General features: G+C 66.5%; 19 protein-coding genes. 4 read left to right on the plus strand and 15 right to left on the minus strand.

From position 1 onward, the window contains the following. Positions 1–8: 8 nt before the first annotated feature. On the minus strand, positions 9–2,111 hold the full coding sequence (paaZ, locus tag CXR02_RS01680; RefSeq protein ID WP_104060415.1) for a phenylacetic acid degradation bifunctional protein PaaZ: 2,103 nt from the start codon (positions 2,109–2,111) through the stop codon (positions 9–11). Between the two features lie 234 nt (positions 2,112–2,345). On the opposite strand from paaZ, the gene CXR02_RS01685 reads away from it, so the two are divergent. Next, positions 2,346–2,699 carry a PaaI family thioesterase gene (locus CXR02_RS01685; RefSeq protein WP_258060707.1) on the plus strand — a complete coding sequence of 118 codons (354 nt, stop codon included), beginning with the start codon at positions 2,346–2,348 and terminating at the stop codon, positions 2,697–2,699. A 71-nt stretch (positions 2,700–2,770) separates the two neighbouring features. On the opposite strand, the gene CXR02_RS01690 is transcribed toward CXR02_RS01685, so the two are convergent. From CXR02_RS01690 to CXR02_RS01700, 3 genes are read right to left on the minus strand one after another with little or no spacing between them, the layout of a single operon-like run. Beyond that, entirely contained in the window at positions 2,771–4,888 is a 2,118-nt protein-coding gene (locus tag CXR02_RS01690) for a S1 family peptidase (protein WP_258060662.1), read from the minus strand. A gap of 22 nt (positions 4,889–4,910) precedes the next feature. After that, a complete protein-coding gene (locus CXR02_RS01695) occupies positions 4,911–5,159 on the minus strand; it encodes a hypothetical protein (RefSeq protein ID WP_104060417.1) in 249 nt (82 codons plus the stop codon). Beyond that, positions 5,156–5,851 carry a tyrosine-protein phosphatase gene (locus tag CXR02_RS01700; RefSeq protein WP_104060418.1) on the minus strand — a complete coding sequence of 232 codons (696 nt, stop codon included), beginning with the start codon at positions 5,849–5,851 and terminating at the stop codon, positions 5,156–5,158. Before CXR02_RS01700 ends, CXR02_RS01695 begins: the two co-directional genes overlap by 4 nt. A 197-nt stretch (positions 5,852–6,048) precedes the next feature. Here CXR02_RS01700 and CXR02_RS01705 point away from each other — a divergent pair, with 197 nt between their 5' ends. Continuing rightward, the gene (locus CXR02_RS01705) at positions 6,049–6,969 is read left to right on the plus strand and encodes an SGNH/GDSL hydrolase family protein (RefSeq protein ID WP_104060419.1); all 921 of its coding nucleotides are present in this window, start codon (positions 6,049–6,051) and stop codon (positions 6,967–6,969) included. A 103-nt stretch (positions 6,970–7,072) separates the two neighbouring features. On the opposite strand, the gene CXR02_RS01710 is transcribed toward CXR02_RS01705, so the two are convergent. The 6 genes from CXR02_RS01710 to CXR02_RS01735 form a co-directional block, all read right to left on the minus strand. Beyond that, the gene (locus CXR02_RS01710) at positions 7,073–7,681 is read right to left on the minus strand and encodes a GNAT family N-acetyltransferase (protein WP_104060420.1); all 609 of its coding nucleotides are present in this window, start codon (positions 7,679–7,681) and stop codon (positions 7,073–7,075) included. A 9-nt stretch (positions 7,682–7,690) separates the two neighbouring features. Then, positions 7,691–8,563 (minus strand): 3-hydroxyacyl-CoA dehydrogenase family protein, encoded by an 873-nt coding sequence (locus CXR02_RS01715; protein WP_104060421.1) that lies wholly within the window; start codon positions 8,561–8,563, stop codon positions 7,691–7,693. Between the two features lie 2 nt (positions 8,564–8,565). Next, positions 8,566–9,420: an enoyl-CoA hydratase/isomerase family protein gene (locus CXR02_RS01720; RefSeq protein ID WP_258060663.1), complete on the minus strand. Its 855-nt coding sequence runs from the start codon at positions 9,418–9,420 to the stop codon at positions 8,566–8,568. Continuing rightward, positions 9,420–10,631, minus strand: a complete 1,212-nt coding sequence (locus CXR02_RS01725; protein WP_104060423.1) for an acetyl-CoA C-acyltransferase — start codon at positions 10,629–10,631, stop codon at positions 9,420–9,422. The genes CXR02_RS01720 and CXR02_RS01725 overlap by 1 nt, the downstream gene beginning before the upstream one ends. 92 nt (positions 10,632–10,723) lie before the next feature. After that, entirely contained in the window at positions 10,724–11,386 is a 663-nt protein-coding gene (locus tag CXR02_RS01730) for a pentapeptide repeat-containing protein (RefSeq protein ID WP_104060424.1), read from the minus strand. Then, complete coding sequence (locus CXR02_RS01735; RefSeq protein ID WP_104060425.1) at positions 11,386–11,844, minus strand: SRPBCC family protein; 459 nt, start codon at positions 11,842–11,844, stop codon at positions 11,386–11,388. The genes CXR02_RS01730 and CXR02_RS01735 overlap by 1 nt, the downstream gene beginning before the upstream one ends. 133 nt (positions 11,845–11,977) lie before the next feature. Here CXR02_RS01735 and CXR02_RS01740 point away from each other — a divergent pair, with 133 nt between their 5' ends. Beyond that, positions 11,978–12,151, plus strand: coding sequence for a CsbD family protein (locus CXR02_RS01740; protein ID WP_104060426.1), 174 nt, complete (start codon positions 11,978–11,980; stop codon positions 12,149–12,151). A gap of 109 nt (positions 12,152–12,260) precedes the next feature. Beyond that, positions 12,261–13,019, plus strand: a complete 759-nt coding sequence (locus CXR02_RS01745; protein ID WP_104060427.1) for a dienelactone hydrolase family protein — start codon at positions 12,261–12,263, stop codon at positions 13,017–13,019. Between the two features lie 177 nt (positions 13,020–13,196). On the opposite strand, the gene CXR02_RS01750 is transcribed toward CXR02_RS01745, so the two are convergent. From CXR02_RS01750 to CXR02_RS01770, 5 genes are all read right to left on the minus strand, one after another. Further along, on the minus strand, positions 13,197–14,657 hold the full coding sequence (locus tag CXR02_RS01750) for an amino acid permease (RefSeq protein WP_104060428.1): 1,461 nt from the start codon (positions 14,655–14,657) through the stop codon (positions 13,197–13,199). Between the two features lie 188 nt (positions 14,658–14,845). Further along, positions 14,846–15,229 carry a Rieske (2Fe-2S) protein gene (locus tag CXR02_RS01755; RefSeq protein ID WP_104060429.1) on the minus strand — a complete coding sequence of 128 codons (384 nt, stop codon included), beginning with the start codon at positions 15,227–15,229 and terminating at the stop codon, positions 14,846–14,848. Next, positions 15,226–17,742, minus strand: a complete 2,517-nt coding sequence (gene nirB / locus CXR02_RS01760) for a nitrite reductase large subunit NirB (protein WP_104060430.1) — start codon at positions 17,740–17,742, stop codon at positions 15,226–15,228. The genes CXR02_RS01755 and nirB overlap by 4 nt, the downstream gene beginning before the upstream one ends. Then, positions 17,742–18,089 (minus strand): molybdopterin oxidoreductase, encoded by a 348-nt coding sequence (locus CXR02_RS01765; protein ID WP_104060431.1) that lies wholly within the window; start codon positions 18,087–18,089, stop codon positions 17,742–17,744. The genes nirB and CXR02_RS01765 overlap by 1 nt, the downstream gene beginning before the upstream one ends. A gap of 139 nt (positions 18,090–18,228) precedes the next feature. Beyond that, a complete protein-coding gene (locus CXR02_RS01770) occupies positions 18,229–19,938 on the minus strand; it encodes an ABC-F family ATP-binding cassette domain-containing protein (RefSeq protein ID WP_104060432.1) in 1,710 nt (569 codons plus the stop codon). Positions 19,939–20,103: the final 165 nt, after the last annotated feature.

Consider the following 20,103-nt stretch of genomic DNA (forward strand, 5'->3'; position numbering starts at 1 on the left):
GGGTGGGGCTACTTTTCGACGAGGGTGAGGACGTCGTAGGTGGCCACGATGTCGTCGTTCTGGTTGGTCAGGAGCGCGTCCCAGGCCACCTCGCCGTACTCGTCGGTTTCGCGCGGCGTGATCTTCTTGGCCGTCAGGGTGACCCGGATGGAATCCCCGGCAGCCACAGGTGTGATGAAGCGGAGGTTCTCCAGGCCGTAGTTGGCCAGGACCGGGCCCGGCGCCGGTTCCACAAACAGCCCGGCGGCCCAGCTCAGGAGCAGGTATCCGTGTGCCACGATGCCCGGGAAGAACGGGTTGGCTTCGGCCGCTTCCTGGTTGGTGTGGGCATAGAAGGTGTCGCCGGTGGAGTTGGCGAACGCGGTGATGTCCGCCAGGGACACTTGACGCAGCTCCGAGCGGATGGCGTCGCCAATGTGCAGCGTGGCCAGGGATTTCCGGAACGGGTGCGTTCCCTCGGTCTCCACGGTAAAGTTCCGGTCCGCCCCGGTGTGCCAGAGGCCGGTGACGGCGGTGAGCATGTTGGGCGAGCCCTGGATGGCGGTGCGCTGCATGTGGTGCATGACCGAGCGGATGCCGCCCAGCTCCTCGCCGCCACCGGCACGGCCTGGCCCGCCGTGGACCAGGTGAGGGACGGGCGAACCGTGGCCGGTGGAGCTGCGGGCGTCCTCGCGGTTGAGCATCAGGACACGGCCGTGGTGGGCGGCGATCCCGGTGACGAGTTCGCGGGCTACGGCCGGATCGTTGGTGCACACCGATGCCACGAGGGAGCCGCCGCCCCGGGCGGCGAGGCGGACGGCGTCGGGCAGGTCCTTGTATCCGATCACGGAGGCTACCGGGCCGAACGCCTCCAGCGAGTGGATCGCGTCAGTTTCCGCGTCAGCCCAGCTCAGCACCACCGGCGACATAAAGGCGCCCGCGTCGACCACGCCCGTGGCGCCGCCGGCAGAGGTGACCGACGGCGAATCCAGCGTCCCGTACGCAAGCTCACCGCCGGCGTCGAGCATTGACTGCACCGCGGCGCGGACGTCGGTGAGCTGCTCGAGCGACGCCAAAGCGCCCATGGTGACGCCGTCCGCGCGGGGATCCCCCAGCACAACACGCTCGTCCACGCGCCTGCCGATCGCGGCGATCACTGCCGGCACCAGCTCCTGCGGGACGATGGCGCGGCGGATGGACGTGCACTTCTGGCCCGCCTTGACCGTCATTTCGGTGACCACTGACTTGATGAACGCGTCGAATTCCGGCGTGCCCTCCACCGCGTCGGGACCAAGGATGGCGGCGTTGAGGGAGTCCGTTTCGGACGTGAACCGGACGCCGCCCTGCACCACGTTGGGATGCGATTTCAGGGACAGCGCGGTGGACGCGGAGCCGGTGAAAGCCACCAGGTCGCGGTAGTCCAGCACGTTCAGGACGCCGCGGACAGAGCCGGAAATCAGCTGCAGCGAGCCCTTCGGCAGGATGTTGGATTCGATGATCGCCTTCACCACGGCCGCGGCCACATACCCGGTGGGGGTGGCTGGCTTGACGATGGTGGGGACCCCGGCAAGGAAAGCGGGCGCGAGTTTCTCCAGCATGCCCCAGACGGGGAAGTTGAACGCGTTGATCTGCACGGCGACGCCGGGGATGCGCGTGTAGATGTGCTCGGCCACGAACGAACCGTCCTTGGACAGCACCTCCATGGGACCGTCCACCACTACCTGCGAATTGGGCAGCTCGCGCCGGCCCTTGGAGCCGAACGTGAAGAGGACGCCGATGCCGCCGTCGATGTCGATCATCGAGTCGACCTTTGTGGCACCGGTCTGGGCCGAAAAAGTATAGAAGTGCTCGCGCCGGGCGTTCAGGTACTGCGCCAGCTCCTTGAGCTTGAGGGCGCGCTGGTGGAAGGTCAGCTTGCCCAGTTCCGCCTGTCCCGTGGTGCGGCCGTAATCCACGACGGCGGCAAGGTCCAGGCCGTCGGTGCTCACCCTGGCCAGGACTTCTCCGGTGCTCGCATCCCGCACGGGGACAGCGGACGCTGCCGAACCGGCGTCGGGAGTCCACCAGGAATCCTGCACAAAACTGGGAACGGTCTGGACGGTGTCGACTGTGGTTTCTGCAGTGGTGGTCATCGTTGACGGGTCCTTCCAAGGCGGGGACAAAACGCGGCCAGGGCTTTACTGACCGTCCGTTCGGTAATATGTCTACAGTACATGACTGTGCCGTGCCGCACACTGGAAGTTCAGCCTCGCCAAAGGAGACCCATGACCGCCCTATCCCCCGACGCCGCTGCGCCGGACACCACCACGGGCGCCACGCCGGACACCACCCCGTGGAAGATCGTTCTCGGGGAGCTCGACGAGAAGATGGGCGTGAAAATCCTGGAGGAATCGGTCGAGCGCGTGGTGGCGACGATGCCTGTGGAGGGCAACAGGCAGTCGTTCGGGTTGCTGCACGGCGGCGCGTCCCTGGCGGTGGGCGAGGCTGTGGGTTCCTGGGCGGCCGTGATCCACGCCAGCACGTTGGGGAAAACTGCTGTGGGGGTGGACGTCTCCGCGACCCACCACCGCTCCGCGCGCGAGGGCAAGATCACCATCACCGCCACGCCCATCTACCTCGGCGGCACCCTGACCACGCACGAGGTCCTCATCACCAACGACGCCGGCCAGCGCCTCTGCACGCTACGCATCACCAACCTACTGATGAAGCCGAAGAAGTAGCCGCCGCCTCCTCCGGTTGATCTATCACTTAGCGTCGCCATTCCAGGCTGATGACGACGTTTAGTGATAGATCATCGGGGGGTGGGGCGTTGCCGCTTCCGCCGCCGCTTCGCCAGCACCAGGAACACACCGCCGACGGCGAGCGCACCAACCGCCAGGCCGGCGAACAGAAGCAGCCCGGATGCGCCGGTGTTGGCCAGGTGAGCGGCCCGGTTGTCACCCAGCGGACGTACGACGGCGGCGCTGTCACGTTTTGGGGGCAGCGCAGCGTTCGTGGCTGGCACCGCGGCCGGGGGCGAGGATTGCGGGGCTGGCTGGGAGGGCTGGGAGGGCTGGTTGACCGGTGCGAAGTCGAAGGCCGCGGCACCGGATGTGCTGAATCCGTTGACCGTTTCGGCCGTGAAACGCAGCGGGCCGGCCACCGCGGGGGCAGTGAAGGACCACGCAGCGCCAGGATCCACGGGAACCTCAATGGGCGCCTGCCCACTCACGGTGATCCTGACCTTCGAACCCGCCGCGACAGCCGACGCCGGAGCCGCGGCCACCATGCCGGTGACGGTCTGGCCGACGTCGAACGTTGCTCCCGGCGCGGGCGACGTCACCGTCGGCTTGTTGAGGAAGAGTTCTAGCTGGTAGCCGGGCAACACCGCCAATGAGTCCTGCAGCGTGGCGGCCACGGCGAAGTTTACCGGCGGCGCTTCGTTGGGTTTGGGCGCCTCTTCACCGGCCGAGTGTGTGCCTACGGCGTAGTTGCCGCTGACCCAGGGCCCGCCGGAATCGCCGCCGCTGGACTGGACCTCGAAGGACAGGAAACCGTTGAAGGCCCGCAGGTCTGTCGGATCCGTCGCATAGTTGAGTCCGCCTGCCACGTAGATCCCCACTTCGTCGATGGTTCCGCAGGACCACGCTGAGGTTCGGCCGGAGCGACAGACCGGCATGCCGATTACCGGGCCGGCCGTTCCGATGATCTTGACGTCCCTGCCGGCCTGCGAGGGATCGTTCCATGTGCTGGCGGCCGGGAGCGGGTCCAGGCCGGCGCGAAGTTGGCCAAGAACGGCGATGTCCGTGCCGACGTTGCCGGGGTCATCATCGTTGCCGGGGCGCAGGACTGTGGTGTTTCCGGGTCCGCCGAACTGGCTGAACCCGAAGGTCCCCAACAGGTCGCCACGGTTCCATTGCGGAAATTCCACTGTGGCCGTTGCCGCGGCGCCGTCATCAGTGCAATGTCCGGCGGTGAGGACGCCCGGCAGGCCTGCCGGGTCAAACACTGAAAAGCCAGCGGAGCAGATTTCTCCGATGTCGGTGAAGTAGCCCTGGCCGCCGGAAAGGTCGGCCTGCGGCGCGAGCGGTGCCCCGGAGTCGAGCTGCACGTTGGCGTAGCGGGCCACAAACTCGGCGGGCGAGATCTTGCCGACCGAGTTTGGGCTGGTGAGGCTCGAATTTCCGGCGGCGTCGGCCGAATCAGGCACTGTGGCCTCGGACCCGTTGATTCCGCCGGTACGGACTACGAACCTGCTCCCGGTGTACGCCACGGCCTGTAACCCGGCCGCGCCCACGTCGCGGAGGTACGCCTGGTACAGCTCCTGGGTGCTCCGGGCCAGTTGGGTGCCGGTCGCCGGAGAGCCGGTCGCCTGAGTGCCTGTCGCCTGAGTGCCTGTCGCGGCCGGCGCGTCAGTTCCCCCAGCAGGAGCGTCCGACGGCGGCGCGTCGAGTGCGGTTTCAAGGGTCACGGCCGGGATAGTCGCGCTGAGCCGTGCCACCTCCGCTTCCAGCTCGGCCCCGGTGCCGGCAACCAGAATGCGGCCATCGTGGATCCGTGTTCCGAGGTAGCCGGGGCTATCCTGCAGGGCCGCCACAACGTCCGCGGCCTGTTTGCCCAGCTGGCCCGCGGCCGCGAACTCGTCGGCGGTCAGGCCAAGATCGCGGAGGGCAGCTTCCCGAAGGCCAGCCTCGCCGGGGTGCGCGTCGCTGGGGTACGCGTCACCACCTCCGGATCCACCCGCTGTCGGGCGTTCTGCAGCGTCCGGCGAAGAAGGGGCCGGCGACGCAACGGCCGGCGAAGCAGCCGGCGGCGGCTCAACGGCCGGCTGCTCAACGGCCGGCTGCTCAACAGCCCAGGCCGGCACGGCCCCGAGCCCCACGGAAAGTGCCACTCCGGCAGCCGCTGCCGCTGCAAATACGCGTTTCAAACTATGTGCCACCGCTTTCGTTCTATTCATCTGTATCTCTCCGCCGTGCCATGTACGCGGCCGCCACCGCAGCCAGGCACAAGACTGCCCCGCCCAGCATGAGGAAGATTTGGCCCGGGAGCCACTCGCCGTCGACGGTCCCGTCGCCGAGCCCGAAGTTCTCCTCCGTGGTCCCGAAATCTGAAGCGAGGACGGCCCAGAACGGCCCGGCGACAAGCATCACCACTCCCGCCACCGCGAGCGAGGCCGCCACATACTTCACGGAACTCATGGCGCCACCCGGCTGCCGAGCAGGCTCAGGACGGCGCCCAGTTCGGCCTCGGACAGGCCGTTGCGCAGCAGGAAGGTGCGCGTGTCCAGCTCCCGGACAAACTCCACCACCGCCCGGCCGCGCCGCTCCAGCAGGCGTGTCAGTTCGGCGTCGTCAATGTGGCGTTCGCCAGCATGGGGCGGGCCGTGCGTCCGGAAGCGTTCGTTGATGCCTCGGGCGGCTTTGGCGTAGCCGTCCGCAATGAGCTGGTCCGGGTCGCCGGCGAGGTCCTGCAGCATGGCCGCCACCATGCCGCTCCGGTCCCGTCCCGCCGCGCAGTGAATGACGACGGCACCGGCCTCGGCTGCCGCGACACCGCGGAACACCGTCACGAACTTCTCCGGGTAGAGCCGGACGTTGTGCAGATAATGGGCGGGATCATTGAGGTACGGTCCGCAGACGGCGGAGAACCGCGGATCATCGGGTTCTTCAGTGGGTGCGGCGACGATCGTGACGCCGGACCAGGCCGCTTCGGTCACCGCAGGGTCGGTGTCCCGGCGCTGCGCTTCACGGGAGTTACGGAGATCAATCACCGTGCGGACGCCGTCGTCGTACGCCTGCCGCCAACCTGCCTCGGTGAGCCATTCGCGGCGCCCCATCCGGTAAACGCGGCCGGCAACGTGCCAGGCATTCACGGCTCCGTCCCAGCTCACGGCTCCCCCTGTCGTCTCCACCCGGACAGCTAACCACACAGCCGCCACCGCCCGCACGCGATGGGCAGGTACCGGACAGTGTAGCGGCGCAGAAAATCGAGTACTCCGGGCCCGTGACGGGCCTGTGCTTGAGGCGTAGGTTGACTGTTACATGTCTGTGTTAATTATTCAATTAGATAGTCAAAAGGGGAAAATCGATGACGGCTTCAGCAGTACGACGACGACGCTCGGCTTTTGCAGCAGGCCTCGCCACCATAGCAATGGCTCTGGGGTTCGCGGCCATCCCAGCCGAAGCTGCGCCGCAGGCGAAGACCGACTATGTGGCGCTGGGCGATTCCTATACGGCGGGGACCGGGGCTGGAGCAGCGTACCGGCCCGATGGCGTTGCATGCTGGCAGAGCACGCCCGGCTATGTCAACGTGGTCGGTAGGACGGGTCGGGTAAATCCTGTGGCCAACGCAGCTTGCCACGGCGCCGTACTTTCCACGCTCAGTCCGGCGTACGACCACGTCATCTTTACTCCCACCGTCGAGCAGCAACTCGCCGGCTTGGTTTTCTCACAAAAAATCTCGCCGGACACCGAACTGGTCAGTATCACGGCAGGGGCCAACGACCTTGGGTTCTCCTTGGTGCTCGGCGGCTGCGCAGCTTCCATTGAGCCGGTCTGCGCCGGCTACATAGGCCAGGCAACCTCACCTACCGCATTAGGCATGTTGAGCACGGGACTGGTCCAAACCTACGCCGCCATCCATGCCGTGGCCCCCAACGCCAAAATCGCAGTGATGGGCTATCCCCTGCTCTTCGAACCGACGAGCCAGTTTGCTCCCATTCCTGCAACCAACCAGGTTCTGATGAATCAAGCCACGGTGACGGTCAACGCAACCATTGCATCAGCGGTGATCGCCGCAAATACGGCCCACCACGTCAACGCCCAGTACGTCGATGTGACAGCCGTATTCACTGGTCACGCGGTTAATTCGGAGGTTCCCTGGCTCGTCCTGGACGCTGCCCAGCCGACGCCGGACTACAACTTCCACCCCAACAAGGCAGGGCATTCCCAGGGTTACGCCGCCGCCCTGATGAGTGCGGTGAAGCCGGCGCAGCTCGCCCGGCAGTAACGCGCCTTCGCTCTGAGCTACCCCCTCCCGAGTTCTTGCAGATAACGCCACTTCGCCGGTCGATTGAGGCGTTTATCTGGACAAAAACTCGGAGGTACCGCCGCTAAAAGCGCGTGGCGAGTCTGTGCTCCAGCCCGTTCCGGACCATGGGCCACTCGTGCTCCAGAATTGAAAACACCACGGTGTCGCGGAGGACGCCGTCGCTGGTCCGCCGGTGGCTGCGCAGCACGCCGTCCTGCTTCGCACCCAGCCTGGCGATGGCTTCCCTGGATTGGTGGTTCAACCAGTGCGTACAAAACTCCACGGCCACGCAGCCCAGGGTTTCGAACGCGTGCCGCAACAGCAGCAGCTTGGAGTCAGGGTTGGTGCCGGTGCCGTGGACCGACGCGGCGTTCCACGTGTAGCCGACCTCCACACGGGGCGTGCCGGCGTCGATATTGCAGTAAGTGGTCATACCGATGATCCGGCCAGGGCCGCCGGTGGCATGATCGATCAGCCGCGTGGTGAAGGGCAGCATGGACCCATGCTCCTGCATGGCCAGCCTGCGGTCGATCTCAGCGGCCATCCCCTCCGGCGCGGGCACGGACGTGTACCAGAGCTTCCACAGCTCGCCATCCTGTGCGGCCACCACCAGGCCGTCATGGTGATCTCGCTGCAGCGGCTCAAGAATCACGTGCCGGCCGGTCAGGGTGATGGGTTCAAAGAGGGTCACCCGGAAATCCTACTCAGCCCAGTCGAAGAATCCCTTGCCGGTCTTCCGTCCAAGCTCTCCGCGGGCCACCTTGTCCTTGAGGATCTGCGGCGGCGCGAACCGCTCCCCCAGCGTAGAATGCAGGTACTCGGCGATGCCCAGCCGCACGTCCAGGCCCACAATGTCCGTGGTTCGCAGCGGGCCCGTGGGGTGCTTGTAGCCCAGCACCATGGCGTTGTCGATATCCTCTGCGGACGCGACCCCTTCCTCCACCATGCGCATGGCTTCCAGGGCAATGGCCACGCCCAGGCGCGACGAGGCAAATCCGGGAGCGTCATTGACGACGACGGCGGTCTTGCCGAGCGCCTCCACCCACCTTTTCGCCGCGGCGGCCAGGTCCGGGGACGTCTGCTCGCCGAGCACCACCTCGATGAGCGTGGACGCCGGAACCGGGTTGAAGAAGTGCAGGCCCAGGAAGTTCCCCGGACGCTTGAGTTCGCGGGCCAGGCCGTTGACAGACAGCGAGGACGTGTTGGAGGCGAGGTAGGCGTCGTCGGCGAGGCGCTCCTCGATTCCGCGGAGGGAGGAGACCTTCAGGTCCCAGTCCTCCGGAACGGCCTCCACTACCAGCTCGCGGTCCTTGAAGTCGTCATAGTCGACCGTCATGGAGAGCCGCGACACCATTTCGTCCAGGTTGCCGTCCGTGGCGCCGCGTTCGATGCTCTTGGCCGCGGCGGACTCCACGCGTTCCCGGGCGGCTTCGGCCGAGGCTTCGTCCCGCTCCACCACCAGGACGTGTGCTCCGTTGATCAGGAAGGCATGGGCGATGCCAGCGCCCATGCGGCCGCCGCCGAGGACGCCGACAGTTGCGGGAAGGCCCGCCGGAAGTACGGAATTGCCCATGGTTACTTCGTCCCGTCTGATTGGTCTGAATTCTTGGCTGTTTTCTTATCTGTTTTCTTATCCAGGAAAGCCTGCATCCGGTCGAACTTGGCCTGGGATTCAAAAAGGATCCCCTGTGCCAGCTGGTCAATCAGCGGGTGGGCTTCGGCGGGGGCATGGAACACAGACTTGGTGATCCGCACGGCCAGCGGATCCTGCCGCGCAATCCGGTCCGCCAGGTTGTGCGCGGCATCCATCAGGTCCGGTGCCTCGTGGATTTCGGTGATGAGGCTGGCAGCCAGGGCCTCCTCGGCGCGGAGGACCAGGCCCGCGAGCAGGATCTGCTTGGCCAGCGGCTCCCCCACCAGCTCCTTGAGGCGCCAGCTGGCCCCGGCCGCAGCGAGGATCCCCAGCCCTGTTTCCGGGTTGCCGATCCGGACACTGGGCGTTCCGATCCGGAAGTCTGCGGCGTAGGCGAGCTCGGCGCCGCCGCCCAGGCAGTACCCGTCCAGGGCGGCAATCACCGGCATGGGCAGCTTCGCGATCCGCACGAAAATAGTGGAATTGATGCCCTGCAACGCATCATCGCGGCGCCGCTCGCGCAGCTGGGCGATGTCCGCACCCGAGGCAAAGACGCCGTCGACCCCTGAGATGATCAGGACTTTGGGATTCTGCTCCAGCGCAGCGCAGACCACGTGCAGTTCGTCCACCATCTGCTGGTCGATGGCGTTCCGGACCTCCGGGCGGTTGAGGAGGACCACCACTCGGTCCTCGCGCTCCTCGACCAGAAGGGTGCGGAAGTCGCGGGGGCTCAAGTGTCCGTTCGCGCTTTCCGGGGAGGGGCTTAAGTGTCGGTTCGCGCTTTCCGGGGCGGGCATCAGACACGCTCCAGCAGCATCGCGGTGCCCTGGCCCACGCCGACGCACATCGTAGCCAGGCCGATTTTGGCGTCCTCGCGTTCCATCCGGCCCAGCAGGGTGATGGCGAGCCGCGATCCGCTGGAACCGAGCGGATGCCCCAGGCTGATGGCGCCGCCGTCGTTATTCACCGTGTCCGGGTCCAGCCCGAGCCGGCGCATGCTCGCGAGCGACTGCGTGGCGAACGCTTCGTTAAGCTCGACGGCGCCCAGGTCACCAGCGCTGAGGCCGCTCCGTGCGAGCACTTTCTGCGTCGCCGGGACCGGGCCGATGCCCATGATTTCGGGTTCGCAGCCGGCGGAGGCGCCGTCGATGATCCGGGCCCTCGGCGTCAGGCCCAGCCGTGCGATGGCGGCCTCGGACGCAACGATGATGGCCGAAGCGCCGTCGTTCAGCGTGGACGAGTTCCCGGCCGTGACCACGGAACCGCCCGGAACCACGGGGCGCAGCCCGGCAAGGACCTCCAGGGTGGTGCCCGCCCGCGGTCCTTCATCGGTGTCCACCACCGTTTCGGCCTTGCGGGACTTGACCGTCACCGGGACGATCTCGTCCCTGAAGCGCCCCGCGGCAATGGCGGCGAGGGAACGCTCGTGGGAGCGGACCGCGAAGGCGTCGGCGTCCTCGCGGGTGATGCCGTCAACGCGTGCCACTTCCTCCGCGGTTTCCGGCATGGAGTAGGTCATCTTGCCGTCCCGCGCCAGCTGGCCCTTCTGGAACAGCGGGTTGACGAAGCGCCAGCCGATGGACGTATCGAAGATCTGGCCCGGCTTCGCGAACGCCGTGGCGGGCTTCTCCTGGGCCCACGGCGCGCGGCTCATGGACTCGACGCCGCCGGCGATCACCACGTCCGCGGCGCCGGACTTGATCATGTGGCTGGCCTGGATGATGGCGCTCAGCCCGGACGCGCACAGCCGGTTGACCGTGATTCCCGGGATGTGGAGGGGAAGCCCGGCCAGCAGGACTGCCATCCGGGCCACGTTGCGGTTCTCCTCGCCAGCGCCGTTTGCGTTGCCCAGGATGACTTCCTCGATACTGTCCGAGTCCAGGCCCGCACGGGACACGGCCTCCCGGATCACCAGTGCAGCCAGATCATCAGGACGGACCGCCGATAACGCACCGCCGTACCTGCCCACGGGAGTGCGGACGCCGCCAACAAGAAAAGCCTCGACCATAAGAACAAATCCTTTACGCCAGGGAGCCGGAATCTTCGGGGCCGTCCAGTGACCGCCCTATTTACCGACCGTTCGTTCTATAAAGACTACACTCACAGGACAAGGACGCCGAGGTGCCCGGCCAGGAGCGGCGCCAGCAGGCTCAGCTGATAGTCGTCGATCACCACGCCGGCCAGGCTGCCGAGGCCGCTGATGGTCCGGAAATCCGTGCCGCGAAGATCAAAATCCTTCAGCCGCGAGCCCGTCAGATCCAGGGTTCCGATGGTGCAGTTCTTCAGCGCCACGCGCGTCCCGGAGGCGGAACCGAGGTCCAGTTCGTTGATGATGCAGTCGCTGATGACAACGTCCGTCAGCTTGGACCCGCGCAGATTCAGGAAGTCCAGCTTGCCGCCGTCGATCCGGACCGACTGCCAGCCCGTCTCATATAGCTCAGCCGAGCCCAGCCGCGGATTGTTCAGCTGCACGTCCCGCCACGTGGAGCGGGCGGCCCGGAACACCGGCGCGTACAGCTCGGACAGGATGCAGTCCCGGAACGTGGACCCGCGGAGCTGGGTGTCATTGAAGGAGACGCCCTGGAACTCACACTCGGCAAAATCCGTGCCGCTCAGCTCCAGACCGTCGGCGACCGCCCGGCTGTACCGGACGCCGTCGTACCTTTCACCACGCCGGAAGTCCGGGGCCGGATCATCCGTGACATCCTCCAGGCTGACCGGCGAGAGCCGGGGAGCCGATACCTTGGGGGCCTTTGCCGCCACTAGAGCGATTCCGCTTTGGCGGCGATTTCCGCCAGGTCTTTCGTGAGCGCCTTGCGTGTCATGCTCATGCCCAGCTTGCCGAAGAGGGTCATGCTGACCTTGCTGAGCAGGGTGGGTTTGACGACGTCGGCGCCGAAGGTCAGCGTCAGGTCCGTCCCGCCGTCGCGCTCGGCCAGGCTGAAGCGGGAGGTGTAATCGGCGCCGCCCTGGAGGGCCTTGACCGTGGTGCTGCGGGGAGGATCGGCCTGCGTCACCCACATCTCCACAGTTTCCGAGCGGCCCATCATGGTCCGCGTTTCCTTCCAGCGCGTCCCCTCGCCATAGGGCCCGTCGCTGAGCATCTGCACGGCGTCGATGCCGGACAGGGTGGAGGCGGAACCCGGGATGTCCGAGATGACCGCCCAGACCTTTTCCGGCGTGGCATGAATGTGCTGGGTCAGGCTTGTGCTGTGTTCCATGCATCGAGCCTAGTCGGGGGCGCTGACATTCGACAGGCCGCTGATATCGGGGCCCCTTGAAATGGTAAGCATGCTTTGTGTTATTCTGAAACGGCATTGTTTGATCCCCTGAAAACGAAAGGCGGCCAGACTCATGGGCCTCGGAGACAAGATCAGTAACGAAGCAGAGCACCTGGGCGGCAAGGCCAAGGAAGCGACCGGCAACGCCACGGACAACGACAAACTCAAAGCCGAAGGCCAGGCGGACCAGGTCAAGGCTGACGCCAAGAAGGTCGGCGAAAACGTCAAGGACACCTTCAAGAACTAGTCCTTCCACATTCGAACGGCGGCGGATTCCCATGGGGGGTCCGCCGCCGTTCTCGTGTCCGCCGACCGCGTCGACGGAGGGGATCGACGGCGGCGGCTACCCTTGGCCCATGACTTATGTGGACCTGAGTGCGCAGAGTGCCGCTGCCGGCGGTTCGCCTTCGCTCGGCGGATATCTCGCCACGCCATCCGGACCAGGTCCGTTTCCCGCGGTCCTGATGATCCACGAAGCCTTCGGCCTGAACGAACTCGTTCGCGGGCATGCAGACCGGATGGCCCGAGCCGGGTACCTGACGCTGGCGGTGGACCTGTTCAGCGACGGCGGCCCGCGCCGCTGCCTGGTCAGCACCATGCGGAGCATGCTCAGGGGAAGCGGCCGCGCGTTCACCGACCTCGCCACCGCCCGCTCCTGGCTGGCCACTTCGCCGCTGTCCACCGGCAAGACCGGGGTGATCGGGTTCTGCATGGGCGGAGGATTCGCGCTGCTGGTGGCCCGCGACGGCTTCGACGCGGCCTCGGTCAACTACGGCCGCCTGCCCGGCAATCTCGAGGAAAGCCTCCGCGGCGCCTGCCCCATCGTGGCCAACTTCGGCGGCCGGGACCTCACCCTTAAGGGCGCGGCCGGCAAGCTTGAGACCGCCCTGGACAACCTCGGCATCGAAAACAGCGTCAAGGAATTTCCCACTGCAGGCCACGCGTTCCTCAACGAAATCGACCTGGGCCCGGCGGTTTTCCGGCCGCTGATGCGGGTCATGGGCATCGGCCCTGACCCGGAGTCCTCCCCCGAAGCCTGGCAGCGGATCGAAGACCACTTCGCCCGGCACCTCAAGAGCGTGGACGCCAACCGACCCCCATCGGTTGCTCCGTAGGCGCCCTTTTGAGCGCTCAAAAGGGCGGTCACGGAGCAACCGATGGGGGTTTCGACAGGCTCCACCAACGACGACGGCGGGCCGCCCCCGAAAGGGTGACCCGCCGACGTCGGACTTCTTAGCGTCCGACTTCTTAGCGTCCGTCCGCAGAGCGTCCGGCTGCTGAGGCGAAAAGACCTAGCAGAAGAGCTCGCTCTTGGGCTCGTTGTGCTTGACCTTCTGCCAGCCCAGCCACAGGACCAGGGCGAAGAACGGGATGGTGGCCAGTGTCCAGAGACCGAGGTGGAATACCTCGCCGGTCTTGCTGGTCATGGTGTCGAAGCCGATGAGCACGGCGATGGCCAGCAGCGCAATGAGTCCGGCCCAGCTGCTCCAGGTTCCGCCGGGCGCGGGCAGGGAGGAGACCTTGCCCTTCTTGTGGCGCAGCGCGATCTGGCTGGCGAAGATGGCGCCCCAGGTGAAGATCACGCCGATCGACGCGGAGTTGAGCGCGAGGTCGAAGGCGTGTGAGCCGCCCAGCCAGATGTTCAGCAGGATGCCAACGAGGTAGACGGCGCCGATTGCCAGGATGGCGGCGTACGGCACGTGGCTCTTGGACATCCTGGTCAGCCACTCCGGGGCGTGCCCGTTGTTGGCCATGGTCCGGAAGATCCGGCCGATCGAGTACAGGCCCGAGTTGCAGGAGGACAGCGCGGCGGTGATGACGATCATGTTCATAACATCACCCATCCAGCCGAGGCCCATCTGGCCGAAAACGGTGACGAACGGCGAGGTACCGGCCACGTACTGGTCCGAGGGCAACAGCATCGCCAGGAGCGTCACGGAACCGACGTAGAACACCACGATGCGGAAGACGACGGCGCGGATCGCTTTGGGAACTTCCTTGGCGGGGTCCTGCATTTCACCGGCCGTGATGCCGACGAGTTCAATGCCGTTGTAGGCGAAAATCACGGCGTTCAGGACCAGGATCATCACCAGCGCACCCTTGGGGAACATTCCGCCTTCGGCTGCGAAGAGGTTGTTCACCGAGGCGTTGCCGTCGCCCACCTGGGCGTTGGTGACCACCATGAAAGTGCCCACGGCCAGGAAGATCACGATGGCGCCGACCTTGAGGCAGGAGGCCCAGAATTCAAATTCGCCGAACGCCTTGACGCTCATGAGGTTGACGCCCACGAGCAGCAGCAGCGCGGCGATGGCGCTGAGTTCGACCGGCACGTTGGGGAAGAAGAACTGGAAGTACAGTCCGATCGCGATGAGTTCAGCGATGCCGGTCATGGCCCAGTTGATGAAATACATCCAGCCGGACAGGTACGCGCCCTTTTTGCCGAACATTTCGCCGGCGTAGCTGACGAAGGAACCCGACGTCTGGCGGTACATGATGAGTTCGCCCAGGGCCCGCATCAGCAGGTAGGCGATGACGCCGGCAATGGCGTAGGAGAAGATGAGCGCAGGGCCAGTGGAGGCCAGGCGTCCGCCTGCACCCATGAAGAGGCCGACGCCGATGGCGCCGCCCATGGCAATCATGGTGACCTGGCGTCCGCTCAGGGATTTTTTGTAGCCCTCGGCGCTGAGGGTGGAGTCGACGACGGCGGATTGCGCCGTCGGGCTCACGAGTTCTGTGGGGGTACTTTGAGGCACAACAATTCCTTGTGGGTAGGGGATTGGCCGGCACCCTTGGCAGGGACTTCTCCATCCCGAAAATTCGGTTTCTTGATGCTTCAAGGAATTTTCTGTATGGAAAGTCACAGTACGTCGAAGTTCGCGCGGCCTGTCTATCCTACAAGACTCAAACCGCAGCAAGTGACGCGGGCTACACCCTGACCCGGTTAAGCCAAACTATTGCCACGCATGTGGGGATACTTCAGAACAATGTTCTGTTCGGCATCCTCCTGGACGCTGTACGTGCGCAAAGGTTCGGCGCCGGTGCTGGAGCAGCCCGTTTCCAGGCTGAACGCGTGCTGGTGCAGCGGGCAGATCACCACCTCCCGGTCGATGGTGCCGTCCGCAATGGGGCCGCCGCGGTGGGGGCAGACCGCGGACAGGGCGCGCAGGGTCCCGTCCCGCAGCCGGAAGACCGCCACCTGCTCGGCGTCCACCCCGAAGGCCCGGCCCTCACCGAACGGGATCTGGTCCACGGGGCCCAGGATGTGGCTGGTGGTGGTGACGGGCTCGGGACTGACGGGCTCCGTGCTGATCGGGTCGGCGCTCATCGGACCGGCACCTGGGGCAGGACCGTGAGCGGCAGGGACGTGCGGAACTGGCCCGGCGTAAGCGGATCGTCGCGTTCGCTCCACGGGTCCACGTAGCTGTCCACGGATGCCTGCATGGCGGCGTCCAGTTGCGCGGCGACACCTTCGGAATCCTCGACGATGACGGCGCGGAGATGCTCGATGCCCACCCGCGGCACAAAGGAGTAGGTCCGTTCCAGCCAGTTGGCCTGCTCGCGGTAGTACTGCATGAACCGGCCGGCCAGCAGCTTGACCTCCTCGGGGTCATCCACGGTGGCCAGCAGGTCGCCTTTGCGGATGTGGGCGCCCGCCGCTCCCCCGACGTAAAGCTCCCACCGTCCGCCCTCCACAGCCACCACACCCACGTCCTTGACCAGCGATTCCGCGCAGTTCCGTGGGCAACCGGACACAGCCAGCTTCAGCTTGGCCGGCGACTCGATGCCCTGGAACCGGGACTCGATCTCGATGCCCAGCTTGGTGGAGTCACCCGTGCCATAACGGCAGAAGTCCTTGCCCACGCAGGTCTTCACGGTGCGGAAGCTCTTGCCGTAGGCGTACCCGGAGGGCATGTCCAGGTCGGCCCAGACCTGCGGGAGGTCCTCCTTGGGGATCCCCAGGAGGTCGATCCGCTGCCCGCCGGTCAGTTTGATCAGCGGAACGTTGTGCTTCTCGGCGACGTCGGCGATGCGGCGCAGCTGCTGCACGGACGTCACGCCGCCCTTCATCTGCGGGACCACGGAGAACGTGCCGTCGCGCTGGATGTTGGCGTGCACGCGGTCGTTGATGAAGCGGGCGTCGCGTTCGTCGATGTACTGGTCCGCGAGCATCATTTTCAGCAGTGATGCGAGGCCCATTTTGGATTTCGCGTCCTCGGCGCTGCCGGGAGCCAGTGCCATGAACACCTGGGAGACGGAGCGCAGGCCCTGTTTCCGGATGGCGGCCATCAGGGCCGGCTTGTCCAGCGGGATCCCGGGCACGTAGTAGCTGGCCGCTGGGTCCTCCTCCACCGCGCCGTCCGCGGCCCATTCCACCACCTGTTTGACCAGCAGCTTGCAGGAACCGCAGCCCTTGCCCGCCCGGGTGGCGTCCATGGCGTCGGAAACAGTGGTGCAGCCGCCCTTCACGGCGTCCACCAGGGCCTTCTTGCTGACGCCGTTGCAGTTGCAGACCTGGGCGCCGTCGTCGAGCTCGGCCACGCCCACCGCCTCACCCGGCCCGCCGACGTCGAACATCAGCGCGATCCGTTCGTCGGGCAACGGCAGCCCGCGGTCGTAGGCCTGCGTCAGGTAGGCCACCTTCCGGCTGTCGCCCAGGAGCGTGGCACCCACCATCTTGTTGTCGCGGACCACGATGGACTTGAAAATGCCGCGGCTGGGCTCCGAGAAGACGATGTGCTCGTCGGTGTCGAGTTCGGGGCCGTGCAGTCCCATGGATGCGACGTCGACGCCGGCAACCTTCAGCTTGGTGGCGGTCCGCGAGCCGAGGTAGGCCGACGACGTATCGGCGCCGGTCACGTGGTTGGCAAGCACCACGGCCTGTTCCCACAGCGGCGCCACCAGCCCGTAGACCTCGCCGCGGTGCTGGACGCACTCCCCCACGGCGTAGATATCGTCTTCGTCCTGGACCCGCAGCCGGTCATCCACCACAATGGCCCGCTCCACCGGGAGCCCGCTCAGCACAGCCACGTCCACGTTGGGCCGGATGCCCGCGGCCACCACCACCATGTCGCAGGCGATGTCCTCCCGGTCCCGGAGGCTGACGCCGCTGACCATGTCCCTCCCGAGGACGGCTGTGGTGCGGCTGGACGTGTGCACCCGGATGCCCAGGGCCTCCACGCTCCTGCGCAGCACCGCGCCGCCGTCGGGCCCCATCTGCGCATTCATGAGGTGCCCGCCCGAGTGCACCACCTCCACCTCGATGCCGTGGCTTTTCAGGCCATAGGCCGCCTCCAAACCAAGCAGGCCGCCGCCGATCACCACGGCCCGCCGGTGATGCTCCTGCTGCGCATGCTGGACCATCCGTCGGGTGTCATCGATGGTGCGGAACCCGAACACACCGTGCTTCACGGACCCGCCGGGTGTGTACAGCCCGTCCATCGGCGGCATGTGGGAGCGGCTCCCGGTGGCGATGATGAGGGTGTCGTACGGTGTAACGCGGCCATCATTGGAAAAGACGTGCTTCGTGAACTTGTCGATCCGGTCAACACGGACCCCGGCGTGCAACGTGATGCTGTTCTCGCGGTACCAGGACAGCGCGTTCAGGAAGATGTCGGCGTCGCTTTCCTCGCCGGAGAGGACGTGGCTGAGCATGATCCGGTTGTAGTTGCCGTAGGGCTCGTCGCCGAACATGGTGATGGTGAACTGCTCGGCGCCGCCGCGGGCCAGGATCTCCTCCACGGCCCGGGCGCCCGCCATCCCGTTTCCCACCACCAGCAGCCGACGGCGTGGCGCGGCGCCTGTGTGCCTCCCCTGCGGCCGGTCCAGCACGCTGGTCATCAGTGCTCCACCATGCCCAGGTCCACCACCACGGATCCCCCAACGCCATCCGGAGCGGCGAGATAGAGCTCCACCACTGAGCCGCCGTCGATGTCCTCCACCACCCGCAGCGGCACATGGACATCGCTTTTGGCGCCGATGGGGAAGTACCGCATGGGCACACCGTTCCGCATCAGGACCACCGTGATGAGTTCACTGCTGGAATTGCCGCCCCGGAAGTAGAGCGTCTGGTTGATGACGCCGTCCGGAACGTAGTGCGAGAGTTCGCGGTGGATGGGGACGGGTTTCTCCAGCCCGGTGCCCACAAACGGGAAGATGCCCTGCAGGAAAAGGTTCTTGGTGATCACGGACAGATCCTTTCGGCCGGCGGGAGACTGGCATAGGCCTATCTTCCGCCGCCGATGTTTCCGCCTACCGGTCGGTGCGTAACTTTTCGTTTGCGCAAATCTCACCGATTGCTGGGCGTCAGGCCGGGCGCGCGGGGCGTCAGGCCGGGGCGAGCACGCCCTTGTCCATCGAGTACCGGATCCAGCGGCCGGCGTCGTCCGTCCGCGAGGTGTCGCTCTTCTTCGCGCACCGGGCAAACCACTCCCGGAGGGCGCGGTCGTGGCTGACCATGACCAGGGTCCCCGTGAAGCCGGCGAGCGCCTCTTCGAGCTGCTCCACCAGGACCGGCGCCAGATGGTTGGTGGGTTCATCCACAATCAGTGTGCCGTAGCCGCCCAGCAGCAGGCGGGCCAGGGCAAGCCTGCGCTGCTGTCCCGCGGACAGGCTGCCCACCGGGACGTGGAACTCGCTGGTGCGGAACAGCCCCAGGCGCAGGAGCGCCTCGGCGTGCTCATCAATGTTGCCGCCAAGACCCGCCGCGAAGGCCGGCAGCAGGCGGAGCGCGGGCCGTTGCGGCAGTTCGAGTTCCTGCTGCAAGTAGCCGATCCGCGCAGGCCGCTGGACCAACCCTTCGACGGGCTCCAGGGTTCCCGCCAGCACGGAGAGCAGCGTGGATTTGCCGGCGCCGTTCGGGCCGGTGATGAGGATCTTCTCACCCGTTCGGGCAGCGAAATCAGTGACGCCCAGGCGGCCGGGAACCGCGACGCCGCGGGCAACGAGGACCGCCGACGCGGTCAAGAGGGAGTCCCCGGATGCGGTGGTCGCCACGGAGGCACCCGAAGGAGCCTCCGGTTCCACGGCGAGCTCCGCCGCCAGCCGCAGCGGCACCGGCGGGCGGTCGATGGGGCTCGCTTCCAGCCGGCGGAGCCGTTCCTGCGCGTTGCGGACCTTGCTGGTGGCCGCTTTCTGCCAGGTGCCGGCCTTGAAGTCGAAGCCCATCTTGTCGTTGTCGCGCTTGCGGGCATAGCCCATCTTGTCGGTCACGGTGTCCGCCTGCCGCTGCTCCGCCTCCATCGCGACGATCCACTCGTGGTACTGCTGAACCCAGCGCTGGCGTTCGGCGGCCTTCTCGCGGAGGTAGCCGTCGTAGCCGTTGCCGTAGCGGGTCACGGTACGGCGCTCGGCATCAACCTCAATCACGGTGCTGGCCACCTTGCGGAGCAGCACGCGGTCGTGGGACACCACCACCACTGTCCCGCGATGGGCGGCCAGCCGGTCCTCCAGCCAGGCGGTTCCGCGGGCATCGAGGTGGTTGGTGGGTTCGTCCAGGAGCAGGATGTCCGCCGGATCGGCCAGGACACAGGCCAGCGCCACGCGTTCCTGCTCGCCGCCGGAGAGCGATCCCAGCGTCCGCTTCCGGTCCAGGCCGCCCAGGCCCAGCCGGTCGAGCGCCGCCTCCACACGGGATTCCGCGGCGTAGCCCTCGCGCAGCTGGTACTCGGTCTGCAGCCGGCCGTAGGTTTCCAGCTCATCATCCTCGGCATCGGCGAGGCCGGCCTCCAGCTGGTCAAGCTCGGCTTCGAGGGCGCGCAGCGATGCCAGGGATGCGTCGACGGCGGCTCCCACGGTGAAGGATTCGGGCAGGCCGTGCGTCTGGGCAAGGTAGCCCACGCGGCCGTGGCTGACCGCACTTCCTTCGTCGGGCGCTTCCAGCCCGGCCAGAATCCGGAGCAGCGTTGATTTGCCGGCGCCGTTTTCGCCGACGATGGCAACATGCTCGCCGGCCGTGATGACCAGGCCGATTCCGTCCAGCAGCTGCCGGTCGCCATAGCCATGGGAGACGCCGGAAAGGTTCAGGTGTTCAGTCAAGACAAGTCCTCGCAAGATTCCGCAGTGTGGCCGCCGGAACTGGTGCTCGACGGCGGCCCTGGATTCGGGGAAACAGCCCGGCATTGCCGGGCTGCTGCTCAGGACTTCATCGCTCCAGCTTCCCCGCCGGAAGCCGCAGCGTCAAGCCGGGACACCACCGGTGAC

It is taken from the genome of Arthrobacter sp. 4R501, from assembly GCF_002929755.1.
Classification (GTDB): domain Bacteria; phylum Actinomycetota; class Actinomycetes; order Actinomycetales; family Micrococcaceae; genus Arthrobacter.

Excerpts from the sequence above, each read along its gene's own strand:
- paaZ (WP_104060415.1), bottom strand. The coding sequence starts at position 2,111 with ATGACCACCACTGCAGAAACCACAGTCGACACCGTCCAGACCGTTCCC.
- CXR02_RS01685 (WP_258060707.1), top strand. The coding sequence starts at position 2,346 with ATGGGCGTGAAAATCCTGGAGGAATCGGTCGAGCGCGTGGTGGCGACG.
- CXR02_RS01695 (WP_104060417.1), bottom strand. The coding sequence starts at position 5,159 with ATGAGTTCCGTGAAGTATGTGGCGGCCTCGCTCGCGGTGGCGGGAGTG.
- CXR02_RS01705 (WP_104060419.1), top strand. The coding sequence starts at position 6,049 with ATGACGGCTTCAGCAGTACGACGACGACGCTCGGCTTTTGCAGCAGGC.
- CXR02_RS01715 (WP_104060421.1), bottom strand. The coding sequence starts at position 8,563 with ATGGGCAATTCCGTACTTCCGGCGGGCCTTCCCGCAACTGTCGGCGTC.
- CXR02_RS01720 (WP_258060663.1), bottom strand. The coding sequence starts at position 9,420 with ATGCCCGCCCCGGAAAGCGCGAACCGACACTTAAGCCCCTCCCCGGAA.
- CXR02_RS01725 (WP_104060423.1), bottom strand. The coding sequence starts at position 10,631 with ATGGTCGAGGCTTTTCTTGTTGGCGGCGTCCGCACTCCCGTGGGCAGG.
- CXR02_RS01735 (WP_104060425.1), bottom strand. The coding sequence starts at position 11,844 with ATGGAACACAGCACAAGCCTGACCCAGCACATTCATGCCACGCCGGAA.
- CXR02_RS01740 (WP_104060426.1), top strand. The coding sequence starts at position 11,978 with ATGGGCCTCGGAGACAAGATCAGTAACGAAGCAGAGCACCTGGGCGGC.
- CXR02_RS01745 (WP_104060427.1), top strand. The coding sequence starts at position 12,261 with ATGACTTATGTGGACCTGAGTGCGCAGAGTGCCGCTGCCGGCGGTTCG.
- CXR02_RS01755 (WP_104060429.1), bottom strand. The coding sequence starts at position 15,229 with ATGAGCGCCGACCCGATCAGCACGGAGCCCGTCAGTCCCGAGCCCGTC.
- nirB (WP_104060430.1), bottom strand. The coding sequence starts at position 17,742 with ATGACCAGCGTGCTGGACCGGCCGCAGGGGAGGCACACAGGCGCCGCG.